This is a genomic window from Novosphingobium naphthalenivorans NBRC 102051 (assembly GCF_001590985.1).
GTDB classification, from domain to species: Bacteria; Pseudomonadota; Alphaproteobacteria; order Sphingomonadales; family Sphingomonadaceae; genus Novosphingobium; species Novosphingobium naphthalenivorans.
In genome coordinates this window covers 1-11616 of sequence record NZ_BCTX01000110.1, presented here as the reverse complement: position 1 = coordinate 11616, position 11616 = coordinate 1, and the positions used below count along the sequence as shown (strand labels likewise).

Genomic DNA, 11616 nt, shown 5'->3' with positions numbered 1-11616 from the left:
CATTCGCATTGTCTAAAATCTACTGAGATTGTGGAGGGCGTTAAAACCGGACTGCCCCTTGTCCGGACGCCTCGACGCGATCATTCTGGCTCGCAAGGCATACCGGACGGAGCGATGATGGACCGACACAGGTTGGCATGGGCTTTTGCGTTGGGCTTCCTGAACTTCGCCTGCGTGGCTGCGGGGGAAGCGGCAGAGCCTGCCGCATCGGCCATCTGGCAGCCATCGCCGGGGTATGTGCAAGTGCCGATCTGGCCGGGGACACCCCCCGATGCCTTGAGCAATCCGGAACCGGAATCCGTTGGTCCCCCGCCGGGGCGCGAATGGTGGCCCAGGGCCAACAATGTCAGCCAGCCGACAATGACGGTCTATGCTCCCAAGGGGCAGAATACCGGTGCGGCCATGGTGGTGTTTCCGGGCGGGGGCTATGAGTTTCTGGCCATGGATCTGGAAGGCACGGAAGTCTGCGATTGGCTCACGTCTCGCGGGATAACCTGCGTGCTTCTCAAGTACCGTGTGCCCGATTCAGGGCCGACATGGAAGGACGGGCACCGTTACTACCCGCCGGTGCCAACGGCCCTGCAGGACGCGCAGCGCACATTGGGGCTGGTGCGCCAACATGCTGCGCAATGGCACGTCGATCCGGGCAAGATCGGTGTGATTGCCTTTTCGGCCGGCGGACATCTGGCCGCGGCCCTCAGCACGAACTTCGCGCAGAGGGCCTACAAGCCGTTGGATGCTGCGGACAAGCTGAGCTGCCGCCCGGACTTTGCAGTTATCGTCTATCCCGGTCACTTGTGGGTTCATGAAGATGAAAACAGCAAAACCCGCGATGCATCAGACCTGAAACTGCGTCCTGACATTCGCGTTCGTTCCGATACGCCGCCGACGTTCCTTCTCCATGCCGAGAACGATGACGTAGACAGCGTGCAGCAGTCACTCACGTACTATGTCGCACTCAAGGAGGCGGGTGTTCCGGCCGAAATGCACTTGTACGCGCAAGGCGGCCATGCATTCGGTTTGCGTCCGACCAAGTTGCCCATCGGCCAATGGCCTGAACTCGTGGAACAATGGCTGCATACTATCGGTGTGTTTGGCGGCTGATGCCAGCCGTTGGCATGACGGAAAGACCCTAAACCCTGCCACCCATCCCCAGCATCCCCGGCAGTTCCTTGCGTAGCACGCTCACCAGCTCCGAGATCTTCGGCTGCAGGTGGCGCCGCTGCGGATAGACGGCCCAGATCGGTTCGTCGGCGGGCTGGATGTCGCCCAGCACGGGGACCAGCGTGCCGTCTGCCAGTGCTTGCCGTACATAGAAGTCGGGGAGCTGGCACACCCCCATGTCGTCGAGCGCGGCTTCCATCACAGCGCTGCCGCTGTTGCAGCGCCAGCGGCTGTGCGGGCGCCAGGACTGGGCCTTGCCGTCCACCCGGAAGTGCCAGGTGCCGGCATTGCCCGCGAGCAGGTCGTGCGCTTCGAGATCGGCCAGCGTGCGCGGCTCGCCTCGCCGCTTGAGATAGGCGGGGCTGGCGCATGTCACCAGCGAGCGGCTGGCGATGCGGGTGCCGATCAGGCGGGAATCGGGCAAGTGGCCGGTGCGCACCGCCATGTCGTAGCCTTCGGCCACGAGGTCGACCACGCGGTTGGTGAGGTCGATGTTGACGTGCAGCCGGGGATAGGCGCGGGCGAAGCGGCGCAGGATCGGGGCGATGAAGCGTTCGCCCATCGCGGTGGAGCAGGTGAGGCGCAACTCGCCCTGCGGCTCGCCTTTCTCGTTGACGAGGGCGAAGGCTTCCTCGCGCTCCATCAGCATACGCTGGCAATGTTCGAGGAACACCCGGCCGGTGTCGGTCAGCCGCACCGAGCGGGTGGTGCGGTGGAACAGTTGCGCCTGCAGCCGCGCTTCCAGCCGCATGATGGCGCGGCTCATATGGGTGGTGGAAACCCCCAGTGCCGCGGCCCCGCCGCGAAAGGTGCCGGCAGTAGCGACGGCGGTGAACTCGTCGATCCCGTCCCAGGAGCTCATCGATTATCCCTCACATGACATAATGAGTTGCGATTTTCCGGCTTTATCACAACAACGGCCCCGCGATAGACAGGCCGCGATAAACAGGAGTTGCCCCATGAAGACCCGCGCCGCCGTAGCCTTCGAAGCCAAGAAGCCGCTGGAGATCGTCGAAGTCGATCTCGAAGGCCCCAAGGAGGGCGAAGTGCTGGTCGAGATCATGGCGACCGGCATCTGCCATACCGATGCCTACACGCTCGACGGGTTCGATTCCGAAGGCATCTTCCCCTCGATCCTCGGCCACGAAGGCGCAGGGATCGTGCGCGAGGTGGGGCCGGGCGTGACCTCGGTGAAGCCGGACGATCACGTGATCCCGCTCTACACCCCCGAATGCCGCCAGTGTAAGTCGTGCCTGTCGGGCAAGACCAACCTGTGCACCGCGATCCGCGCGACGCAGGGGCAGGGCCTGATGCCCGACGGCACCAGCCGCTTCAGCTACAAGGGCCAGACGATCTTCCACTACATGGGCTGCTCGACTTTCTCGAACTTCACCGTGCTGCCCGAGATCGCCGTCGCCAAGATCCGCGAGGATGCGCCGTTCCAGACCTCGTGCTACATCGGTTGCGGCGTCACCACCGGCGTGGGCGCGGTGGTGAACACCGCCAAAGTGCAGGTGGGTGACAATGTGGTCGTGTTCGGCCTTGGCGGCATCGGCCTCAATGTGATCCAGGGCGCGCGGCTTGCCGGGGCCAACAAGATCATCGGCGTCGACATCAACCCCGACCGCGAGGAATGGGGCCGCAAGTTCGGCATGACCGACTTCCTCAACTCGAAGGGCATGAGCCGCGAGGACGTGGTCGCCAAGATCGTGCTGATGACCGATGGCGGCGCGGACTATACCTTCGATGCCACCGGCAATACCGAAGTGATGCGCACCGCGCTGGAAGCCTGCCACCGCGGCTGGGGCACTTCGATCATCATCGGCGTGGCCGAGGCGGGCAAGGAAATCTCCACCCGCCCGTTCCAGCTGGTGACGGGCCGCAACTGGCGCGGCACCGCGTTCGGCGGCGCCAAGGGACGCACCGACGTGCCCAAGATCGTCGACATGTACATGCAGGGCAAGATCCAGATCGACCCGATGATTACCCATGTCATGGGGCTTGAAGAAATCAACACGGCATTCGATCTGATGCACGCGGGCCAGTCGATCCGCTCCGTCGTCGTTTTCTGAGGAATTCCAGCATCATGTTCACGCACATTTTCGTCGGCACCAATGATCCCGTGGCTGCCAAGACCTTCTACGATTCGGTGCTTGGCGCGCTTGGCCACGGCGAGGGCATGGTCATCCGCGACGGCGACGCGGTGATGTACAACGGCGCCGGTCCGGTCTTCATCGTCGGCATTCCAGCCAATGGCGAGCCCGCGACATATGCCAATGGCGGCACGATCGGCCTTCATGCCAAGGGGCCCGAAGCGGTCGATGCAGCCCATGCGGCGGGCCTTGCCAATGGCGGCACCTGCGATGGCGAGCCAGGGCCGCGCGCGGCATTCCCGGGCAGCTATGGTGCCTACTTGCGCGATCCTGAAGGCAACAAGCTGTGCCTCTGGCACGTTGCCGCCGCCTGATCGCATGACGATCGAGACCGTTTCGCTCAACCGCTCGCACGGCGGCACGCAGGGCGTCTACAAGCACCGGTCGGCCGAAACGGGGACGGAGATGACATTCTCCGTCTTCGTGCCGGACCATGCTGAGGGCGCGAAGCTGCCGGTGCTGTGGTATCTCTCCGGGCTCACCTGCACCCATGCCAATGTCACCGAAAAGGGCGAGTTTCGCGCGGCTTGTGCCGAACACGGGGTGATCTTCGTGGCGCCGGATACCAGCCCGCGCGGCGAGGACGTGCCCGACGATGACGGCTATGACTTCGGCAAGGGCGCGGGCTTTTACGTCGATGCGGTGCAGGCGCCCTGGGCGAAGCATTTCCGTATGCGTTCCTACATCGAGACGGAACTGCCGGCGCTGATCGCGGCGCAGTTCCCTGCGGACATGGCGCGGCAGGGCATTACCGGCCACTCGATGGGCGGCCACGGCGCGCTGACGATTGCGCTGCGCAATCCCGAACGGTTCCGCTCGGTGAGTGCTTTCGCGCCGATCGTCTCGCCGCTCGCTTGCCCCTGGGGCGACAAGGCGTTGACCGGCTATATCGGCGCCGACCGTGCGCTCTGGCGCGAATACGATGCCTGCGCCCTGATCGCGGACGGCGCGCGCATGCCGGATCTGCTGGTCGACCAGGGCCTTGCGGACGGTTTCCTGGAGGAGCAGCTCAAGACGCAATTGCTGGCGGAAGCTTGCGAACAGGCCGGCCAGCCCGCAACGATCCGGATGCAGGAGGGGTACGACCACTCCTACTACTTCATCTCCACGTTCATGGTCGAGCACGTCGCCTGGCATGTGGAGCGGCTGAAAGCCTGAGGGATCACGACATGAGCGCCACGCAGACACTGGACCTGATCCGGTCCTACTATGCCGCCTTCAACCGGGGCGATGCCGTAGGGATGCTTGCGCTGCTGGCAGACGATGTGGTGCACGAGCCGAGCCAGGGCGCGCCGCGCAAGGGCAAGGCGCTGTTCGGCGAATTCCTCGCGCACATGAACCGCTGCTATGCCGAGCAGGTGCTCGATCCGCAGCTTATGGCGAGCGCGGACGGTGCGCGCGCCTCGGCGGAATTTATGCTCGATGGGCGCTATCTCGAAACCGACGAGGGGCTGCCAGCCGCACGCGGGCAGACCTATCACTTGCGTGTCGGGGCTTTCTTCGAAATGGCCGATGGCAGGATCACGCGGGTTTCAAACCACTACAATCTGGCCGACTGGATCGCGCAAGTTCAGGCGGGGTGAGAGAAGCGGTGAGGGGCGCTGCCCTCACCCCGCCTTGGAGCCATGCGCGCGCCTTTGCTGGCGGCGCGGCTCCATATTTGATCTGCCCGGCGGGTCAGAAGCCCCGCGCGGTGCCTTCGCGGCGGGGATCGGCGCCGCCTTCGTAACCGCCGTTCTTGACGACGATCGCCTGCAGGCCCGAGTTCTCGCCCCGCGCGGTCGATAGCGTCATGCCGCGTTCCGCCAGCGCCTGCATGATCGGCTCGGGGAAGGGATCGGCGCCGTAATTATCGCCCTTGGCCACGAGGTTGGGCAGCGAGACGGCGTCCTGCGGGCTCATCTTCCAGCCCAGCAGCGCCACCAGCACCTTGAGGTTGTAGGCCTGGATCGCCGAGCCGCCGGGCGATCCCGCCGCCGCGACGAACTTGCCGCCGGGCGTCAGCACGATGGCAGGCGCCATGCTCGAACGCGGGCGCTTGCCGGGGCCGGGGGCATTGGCGGCAGGGGTGCCGTCGCTGTCGGTGGGGGAGAGCGAGAAATCGGTAAGCTGGTTGTTGAGGAAGAACCCGTCGACCATGCGGCCTGAGCCGAAGATGCTTTCGACCGTGGTTGTCATCGAGACGACATTGCCCTGCGCATCGACGATGACGAAGTGGCTGGTCCCGCCCGGTTCCGCGGTCTTGTCGGGGCCGACTTCGGGGGCGCCTTCGGGTATGCCGAAAGTCACCGGCCCGGCTTTTTCGCCGATCAGCGCGGCGCGCTCCTTGAGATAGGCGGGGTCGAGCAGGCCGGCTACCGGGACTTTCACGAAAGCCGGATCGCCCACGTAGCGGTCACGATCGGCATAGGCGAGGCGGCTGGCCTGCGCGAATTCGAACCACGCCTTGGCATCGTCCGGGCCGCGCTTGGCGATGTCGGTCTGGTTGAGGATGCCCAGAGCGATCTGCAGGCCCGGCCCGCCCGAGGGGGCCTGCGGGGTGCAGACGACATAAGTGAGGAAAGGCTTGCACAGCGCTTCCTGCTTGGTCGGGCGGTAGGCGGCAAGGTCGGCCAGCGTAAGCGTGCTGGGGCGGGGGCCCTCATGCACCCGGCCGACGATATCCTGCGCGATCGGGCCGGTCAGCAGTCCCGAGGCGCCGTACTTGGCGATAAGCTGTAGCGTCCTGGCATAGGCCGGGTTCTTCAGCAGGTCGCCTGTGGTATAGGGCATACCGTCCGGCTTGGTGAAGTAGCGCACGGCATCGGGCGCCTTGGCCTGCGGCGCCTTGGAAGTGATCATCCCGGCAAGGCGCGGGCTGACGATGAAGCCTTCGGAAGCCAGCTTTTCGGCAGGCTTGAACAGATCGGCCCAGGGCAGCTTGCCGTGTTCGTGGTGCGCCATGTCGAGCATGGCCACGGCGCCCGGAACGCCGGTGGAAATGCCGCCCAGCACGGCCTCGAAGAAGGGCAGGGGCTTGCCGTCTTCGCCCAGGAACAGGCGGTTGGTCGCGCCCATCGGTGCCTTTTCGCGCCCGTCGTAGGCCGTGACCTTGTGGGTCTTGGCGTCGTAGTAGATCATGAAGGACCCGCCGCCGAGCCCGGAACTCTGCGGCTCGACCAGCCCCAGCACGGCCTGGATCGCCACTGCCGCGTCGATCGCGGAGCCGCCCTTCCGGAGCACGTCCACGCCGGTCTGCGTTGCCAGCGGGTTGGCGGCGGCGACCATGACATGGCGGGCGAAACCGGACTGCTTTTCCGCACTGGCCGCCGCGGGGGCCTTGGCACTCGCAGGCGAAACGGCGGGATTGGCGCCAGTGACGGCAGCGAATGCCAGCGATGCGGCACCGGCAAGCAGGAACAGTCGGCGCAAGGGCAACCTCCGGATATTAGAGCAAAAACCTATAGAGACATGCCGGCCGCAGGTTAGCAACCCGAGGCCGGACAAAATTCCGTCTGAGGGTATCTAGGGGCCTTTCCCTGTCACCATGCTGACATTGCCTGCCCCTAATGGCCTGACCCTGATGGAGAGCCCCGTGTCCTGCCTTTCGCCGGGACAGGGGGTAGCGGGCGGTCACGGGGCTCGCATTCATAAACGAACGGGGTGACAGGATCCGCCATGCACGGGCAGGATTTTTTTTCCGCACTGTGAGCGACAAGGGGCTGATGCGATGATGCACGAGTGTTTTCAGCCGGTTGACACGGCCGCCCCGACCGCCGACCATCACTGCTGCGATTACGGGACTCGCCGGTGACTTTCAGCGATCATGATCACAGCCAGACCATGGGGACGGTTACGGCCGTTCGCGGCGCCGTGGTCGACATCGCGTTTGCCGAAGGCGCTTTGCCCGCGATCGACGAGGCCGTCATGATCGAGGAGCAGGGCGCACCCGCGATTCTTGCCGAAGTGCAGGCCCATCTCGATACGGCCACGGTCCGCGCCATCGCGCTGGAGCCGACGGCCGGGCTGCGCCGGGGCGATGCGGCGCGCCGGCTGGGGACGTCGCTGACGACGCCGGTCGGCGATGCCGTGCTGGGGCGGCTGCTGACCGTTTCCGGCGCGCTGGGAGACAAGGGCGCGCCGCTGCCGGACGACGTGCCGCGCTGGCCGATCCACCGCGCACCGCCCGCGCTCTCGGAGCAGACCGGCTCGATCGATACTTTCACCACCGGGATCAAGGTGATCGACCTGCTCACTCCGCTCTCGCGCGGCGGCAAGGCGGCGATGTTCGGCGGGGCGGGCGTGGGCAAGACCGTGCTGGTGATGGAACTGATCCAGGCCATGGTGACGGGCTATCAGGGCATTTCCGTCTTCGCGGGCGTGGGCGAACGCTCGCGCGAGGGGCATGAGATGCTGCTCGACATGGGCGATTCCGGCGTGCTGGAGCGCACGGTGCTGGTCTATGGCCAGATGAACGAGCCGCCCGGCGCGCGCTGGCGCGTGCCGATGACGGCGCTGACCATTGCCGAATACTTCCGCGACCAGAAGCACCAGAACGTCCTGCTGCTGATGGACAACATCTTCCGCTTCGTTCAGGCGGGCGCCGAAGTTTCGGGCCTGCTCGGCCGCCTGCCTTCGCGCGTGGGCTATCAGCCGACGCTGGCGAGCGAAGTGGCCAGCCTGCAGGAACGCATCGCCTCGGTGGGCGGGGCGGCGATTACCGCGATCCAGGCGGTCTATGTGCCCGCCGACGACTTTACCGATCCCGCCGTCACCACCATTGCCGGCCATGTCGATTCGATGATCGTGCTGTCGCGCGCGATGGCGGCGGAAGGCATGTATCCGGCGATCGATCCGATCGCGTCCACCTCGGTCCTGCTCGATCCCGACATTTTGGGAGAGGAGCACGTGCGCGTCGCCACCGAGGTGCGCCGCACGATCGAGCATTACCGCGAATTGCAGGACGTCGTCTCGCTGCTCGGGATCGAGGAACTGGGCGTCGAGGACCGCCGCATCGTCGAACGCGCGCGGCGCTTGCAGCGCTTCCTCACCCAGCCGTTCGTGGTCACAGAGGCGTTCACCGGCACGCCGGGCAAGTCGGTGAAGCCGGAGGATACCATTGCCGGGTGCCGCGCGATCCTGGACGGCGAGTGCGACACCTGGCGCGAAAGCTCGCTGTTCATGGTCGGCACGCTGGAAGAGGCGCGGGCCAAGGAACAGGCGGCGGGGGGCACGGTCACGGCATGACCCGGACCTTGCGCCTCACCATCGCGACGCCCGAGACCGCAGTCACGGACAGCATGGCCTGCAAGGTGCGGGCGATGGACGAATCCGGCAGTTTCGGCATTCTGCCCGGCCATACCGATCTGCTGACAGTGCTGCCGTCCTCGCTGGTGCGCTGGGAGGATGAGCAGGGCACGCGGCACTATTGCGCAGTGCGCGGCGGGGTGCTGACGGTAAGCGGCGGCAATCACGTCGCTATCGCCTGCCGCAGGGCGCGGCTCGGCGATGATCTCCACGCTCTGGAAGCCGAAATCGAGGCGGAACGGGCCAGCGAGGAAGACGCCGAGCGCGTCGCCCGCGTCAAGCAGGCGCAGATGCACGCGCGCGCCGTGCGCCAGCTCATGCGCTACCTGATGCGTGATGGCGACGAAGGCCTGAGCGACATTCTGGCGGAGCATCAGGCATGACCGCCGATCTCGACCCCATGGCCGAGGCCGCGCGCCAGGCCTCCGAGCGGGAGAAGGCGGGCCGTGCCGATCCGGAGCCTTCGCTCGGCACCCGCTTCGCGCAGATCGGCGTGCTGGGCTGGATGGTGGTGCTGCCGATACTGCTGATGCTCGTCCTGGGGCGCTGGCTCGATCATCATTTCGGCACCGGCATCTTCTTTTCCGCGCCGGCGCTGATGGTGGGGGCCGTGATCGGGTTCGTGCTCGCGTGGCGCTGGATGCACAGGGGGGTATGATGGGGCTCGAACCCTTCGTCTGGCTCGAAGCTGCCGGCGCGCTGGTCCTCGGGCTGGTGCTGGGCTTCGTGCACTTCGGCACGCTGGCTTCGGTGAGCGAGGACTATCTGGCCGGCCGCACAACGCGCGCCGTGGCCGTGCATGTCCTGCGCATGGCAGTGATGGTGGCCGTGCTGTTCGCTCTGGTGAAGCTGGGCGCGATCCCTCTTCTGGCAGGCGCACTGGGCATCGTCATCGCCCGGGCCCTGGTGCTGCGCCGCACGCGGAGGGAGCCATGAACTCGCCGCTTGTCGTCGAAGCGCTGTTCCATATCGGCCCGGTGCCGATTACCCAGCCGGTCGTCGCGACCTGGGTGATCATGGCAGTGATGGTGCTTGGCGCGCTCCTGCTGAAGCGCAGGCTGAAGCAGCGGCCGGGCAAAGTGCAGGTTGTGGCCGAACTCATAACCGGGGCGCTCGACGATCAGATCCGCGATGTCGTGCAGTCCGATCCCGCGCCTTACCGGGTGCTGATCGGCACGATCTTCCTGTTCGTGCTGATCGCCAACTGGTCCGGCGCGCTGCCGGGGGTGGAGCCGCCCACCGCCCATCTCGAAACCGATGCGGCGCTGGCGCTGATGGTCTTCGCCGCCACGCTCTATCACGGCGTGCGCTCGAACGGGCTGGTCGGCTATCTCAAGACTTTCGCCGAGCCGACCTGGGTGATGATCCCGCTCAACCTCGTCGAGCAGATCACCCGCACGTTCAGCCTGATCATCCGCCTGTTCGGCAATGTGATGAGCGGGGTCTTCGTGATCGGTATCATGCTCTCGCTCGCCGGGCTGCTGGTGCCGATCCCGCTGATGGCGCTCGATCTGCTGACGGGCGCGGTGCAGGCCTATATCTTTGCCATTCTTGGCTGCGTCTTTATCGGCGCCGCGGTCAGCGAAGGCCGCGATGCCGGTTCCCCTGAACGGAGTGCTTCATGACAGTTGAAGAAATCAGCATTCTCTCGGCCGCGATCGCCGTGTCCTTCGGGGCATTGGGACCGGGGCTGGGTGAGGGCCGGGCGGTGGCTGCCGCGCTCGACGCCATTGCCCGCCAGCCGGAATCGGCCGGCACGATCTCGCGCACGCTCTTCGTGGGGCTGGCCATGATCGAGACCATGGCGATCTACTGCCTGGTGGTGGCGCTGCTGGTGCTCTTCGCCAATCCCTTCGTGAAGTAAGGCGGGAGCGCGCGTCCCATGCGCATCGACTGGTGGACCATCGGTCTGCAGACCATCAATCTGGTGGTGCTGCTCTGGCTGCTGGGGCGGTTCTTCTTCCGCCCCATGGCGAAAGTCGTGGCCGACCGGCAGGCGGCGGCCAATGCCCTGCTCGACGATGCCAAGGCCGTGCAGGACAAGGCGGCGCAGGCCATCCGCGAAGCGGAGGACGAACGCGACCGCACGATCGCTGCGCGCGATGCCGCGCTCGATGCCGCGCGCAAGGAGGCGGAAGGCCAGCGCGCCAAGCTCGTCGAGGCGGCCCATGCCGAGGCCCAGCGCCAGCGCGGCGATGCCGAAGCGGCCATTGCCCATGCGCGCGGACAGGCCGAGGCGCAGATGGCCCGCCATGCCAACGAACTGGCCGCCGACATGGCCGCGCGCCTGCTCGAAGCGCCCGGTGCGAAACTGCCGCTCGCGGCGTTCCTGCCCGAGCTGGAACAGGCCTTGTCCGCCTTGCCCGAAGCGACGCGCGAAGCGCTTGCCACCAGCGCGTCCCCGGCATCGTTCGTCAGTGCCCGCCCGCTCGGCGACGAGGAAAAGCACGCCGCGCGCGAAGTGATCGAACGGGCGCTGGGGCACGAGGCGGCACTGGCCTTCGCCAGCGATTCCGCCCTGATCGCAGGGCTGCGCCTGAGCGGCGGCATGGCCGTGCTCGATGTCAACTTGCGCGCCGATCTCGACCGCGTGACGGCCAAGCTGGATAGTCAGGATGGATGACGCCGCCTTCCCGCCGGATCTCGGCACGCGCTGGCTGGAACAGGGCCGGGAACGCTTGAAAACCGTCGACCTCACGCCCCATGCCGAAACGTTCGGGGTGGTCGAGGAAGTGGCCGACGGCATTGCCCGCATTTCCGGCCTGCCCGATGTCCGCCTCAACGAACAGCTTCGCTTCGAGGGCGGCGAGATGGGGCTGGCGCTCACGCTCGATGCCGATGCGATCAGCGCGGTCATTCTCGACAATGCGGCGGGAATCGAGGCGGGGATGCGCGTTTCGGGCACCGGCGAAGTGGTGCGCGTGCCGGTGGGCGAAGGGCTGCTGGGGCGTATCGTCGATCCGCTCGGCCGCCCGCTCGACGGCGGCGATCCGATCGTCGAGGCGGGCCGCCT

General features: G+C 66.2%; 14 protein-coding genes and 1 pseudogene. 13 read left to right on the top strand and 2 right to left on the bottom strand.

All coding sequences use genetic code 11. From position 1 onward, the window contains the following. The first annotated feature begins 117 nt into the window (after nucleotides 1-117). A complete protein-coding gene (locus tag NN5_RS22410) occupies nucleotides 118-1104 on the top strand; it encodes an alpha/beta hydrolase (protein WP_084385116.1) in 987 nt (328 codons plus the stop codon). Between the two features lie 28 nt (nucleotides 1105-1132). Here NN5_RS22410 and NN5_RS22405 read toward each other — a convergent pair whose 3' ends face one another. Continuing rightward, nucleotides 1133-2026, bottom strand: a complete 894-nt coding sequence (locus tag NN5_RS22405; protein WP_067738498.1) for a LysR substrate-binding domain-containing protein — start codon at nucleotides 2024-2026, stop codon at nucleotides 1133-1135. Nucleotides 2027-2123: 97 nt separating this feature from the next. Here NN5_RS22405 and NN5_RS22400 point away from each other — a divergent pair, with 97 nt between their 5' ends. Genes NN5_RS22400 through NN5_RS22385 form a run of 4 tightly spaced genes read left to right on the top strand, consistent with a single transcriptional unit; the run spans nucleotide 2124 to nucleotide 4900 of the window. Beyond that, the gene (locus NN5_RS22400) at nucleotides 2124-3236 is read left to right on the top strand and encodes an S-(hydroxymethyl)glutathione dehydrogenase/class III alcohol dehydrogenase (protein ID WP_067738495.1); all 1113 of its coding nucleotides are present in this window, start codon (nucleotides 2124-2126) and stop codon (nucleotides 3234-3236) included. 14 nt (nucleotides 3237-3250) lie between these two features. Next, nucleotides 3251-3631: a VOC family protein gene (locus NN5_RS22395; protein ID WP_067738492.1), complete on the top strand. Its 381-nt coding sequence runs from the start codon at nucleotides 3251-3253 to the stop codon at nucleotides 3629-3631. 4 nt (nucleotides 3632-3635) lie between these two features. Further along, nucleotides 3636-4475: an S-formylglutathione hydrolase gene (gene fghA / locus NN5_RS22390; protein ID WP_067738504.1), complete on the top strand. Its 840-nt coding sequence runs from the start codon at nucleotides 3636-3638 to the stop codon at nucleotides 4473-4475. 11 nt (nucleotides 4476-4486) lie between these two features. Next, a complete protein-coding gene (locus NN5_RS22385) occupies nucleotides 4487-4900 on the top strand; it encodes a ketosteroid isomerase-related protein (protein ID WP_067738490.1) in 414 nt (137 codons plus the stop codon). 94 nt (nucleotides 4901-4994) lie between these two features. Here NN5_RS22385 and ggt read toward each other — a convergent pair whose 3' ends face one another. Next, nucleotides 4995-6728 carry a gamma-glutamyltransferase gene (gene ggt, locus NN5_RS22380; protein ID WP_067738487.1) on the bottom strand — a complete coding sequence of 578 codons (1734 nt, stop codon included), beginning with the start codon at nucleotides 6726-6728 and terminating at the stop codon, nucleotides 4995-4997. Between the two features lie 411 nt (nucleotides 6729-7139). Here ggt and atpD point away from each other — a divergent pair, with 411 nt between their 5' ends. The 8 genes and pseudogenes from atpD to NN5_RS22340 all read left to right on the top strand — a co-directional run. Next, the gene (atpD, locus tag NN5_RS22375) at nucleotides 7140-8543 is read left to right on the top strand and encodes a F0F1 ATP synthase subunit beta (protein WP_067738501.1); all 1404 of its coding nucleotides are present in this window, start codon (nucleotides 7140-7142) and stop codon (nucleotides 8541-8543) included. Next, entirely contained in the window at nucleotides 8540-8986 is a 447-nt protein-coding gene (locus NN5_RS22370) for a F0F1 ATP synthase subunit epsilon (protein ID WP_067738484.1), read from the top strand. The genes atpD and NN5_RS22370 overlap by 4 nt, the downstream gene beginning before the upstream one ends. Further along, nucleotides 8983-9261: an AtpZ/AtpI family protein gene (locus NN5_RS22365; protein WP_067738481.1), complete on the top strand. Its 279-nt coding sequence runs from the start codon at nucleotides 8983-8985 to the stop codon at nucleotides 9259-9261. The genes NN5_RS22370 and NN5_RS22365 overlap by 4 nt, the downstream gene beginning before the upstream one ends. Further along, nucleotides 9261-9539 carry an ATP synthase subunit I gene (locus NN5_RS22360; RefSeq protein WP_084385113.1) on the top strand — a complete coding sequence of 93 codons (279 nt, stop codon included), beginning with the start codon at nucleotides 9261-9263 and terminating at the stop codon, nucleotides 9537-9539. The genes NN5_RS22365 and NN5_RS22360 overlap by 1 nt, the downstream gene beginning before the upstream one ends. Then, nucleotides 9536-10228, top strand: coding sequence for a F0F1 ATP synthase subunit A (locus tag NN5_RS22355; protein ID WP_067738476.1), 693 nt, complete (start codon nucleotides 9536-9538; stop codon nucleotides 10226-10228). The genes NN5_RS22360 and NN5_RS22355 overlap by 4 nt, the downstream gene beginning before the upstream one ends. Continuing rightward, nucleotides 10225-10467, top strand: coding sequence for a F0F1 ATP synthase subunit C (locus NN5_RS22350; RefSeq protein WP_039285828.1), 243 nt, complete (start codon nucleotides 10225-10227; stop codon nucleotides 10465-10467). Before NN5_RS22355 ends, NN5_RS22350 begins: the two co-directional genes overlap by 4 nt. A gap of 18 nt (nucleotides 10468-10485) precedes the next feature. After that, nucleotides 10486-11226, top strand: a complete 741-nt coding sequence (locus tag NN5_RS22345; RefSeq protein ID WP_067738473.1) for a F0F1 ATP synthase subunit delta — start codon at nucleotides 10486-10488, stop codon at nucleotides 11224-11226. Further along, nucleotides 11219-11616, top strand: a pseudogene (locus tag NN5_RS22340) (F0F1 ATP synthase subunit alpha); the annotation flags it as partial. The gene NN5_RS22345 and the pseudogene NN5_RS22340, both read left to right, overlap by 8 nt.

Excerpts from the sequence above, each read along its gene's own strand:
- fghA (WP_067738504.1), top strand. The coding sequence starts at position 3,636 with ATGACGATCGAGACCGTTTCGCTCAACCGCTCGCACGGCGGCACGCAG.
- NN5_RS22385 (WP_067738490.1), top strand. The coding sequence starts at position 4,487 with ATGAGCGCCACGCAGACACTGGACCTGATCCGGTCCTACTATGCCGCC.
- NN5_RS22370 (WP_067738484.1), top strand. The coding sequence starts at position 8,540 with ATGACCCGGACCTTGCGCCTCACCATCGCGACGCCCGAGACCGCAGTC.
- NN5_RS22405 (WP_067738498.1), bottom strand. The coding sequence starts at position 2,026 with ATGAGCTCCTGGGACGGGATCGACGAGTTCACCGCCGTCGCTACTGCC.
- NN5_RS22395 (WP_067738492.1), top strand. The coding sequence starts at position 3,251 with ATGTTCACGCACATTTTCGTCGGCACCAATGATCCCGTGGCTGCCAAG.
- NN5_RS22360 (WP_084385113.1), top strand. The coding sequence starts at position 9,261 with ATGGGGCTCGAACCCTTCGTCTGGCTCGAAGCTGCCGGCGCGCTGGTC.
- NN5_RS22345 (WP_067738473.1), top strand. The coding sequence starts at position 10,486 with ATGCGCATCGACTGGTGGACCATCGGTCTGCAGACCATCAATCTGGTG.
- NN5_RS22365 (WP_067738481.1), top strand. The coding sequence starts at position 8,983 with ATGACCGCCGATCTCGACCCCATGGCCGAGGCCGCGCGCCAGGCCTCC.
- NN5_RS22355 (WP_067738476.1), top strand. The coding sequence starts at position 9,536 with ATGAACTCGCCGCTTGTCGTCGAAGCGCTGTTCCATATCGGCCCGGTG.
- NN5_RS22410 (WP_084385116.1), top strand. The coding sequence starts at position 118 with ATGGACCGACACAGGTTGGCATGGGCTTTTGCGTTGGGCTTCCTGAAC.
- NN5_RS22350 (WP_039285828.1), top strand. The coding sequence starts at position 10,225 with ATGACAGTTGAAGAAATCAGCATTCTCTCGGCCGCGATCGCCGTGTCC.
- NN5_RS22400 (WP_067738495.1), top strand. The coding sequence starts at position 2,124 with ATGAAGACCCGCGCCGCCGTAGCCTTCGAAGCCAAGAAGCCGCTGGAG.
- atpD (WP_067738501.1), top strand. The coding sequence starts at position 7,140 with ATGGGGACGGTTACGGCCGTTCGCGGCGCCGTGGTCGACATCGCGTTT.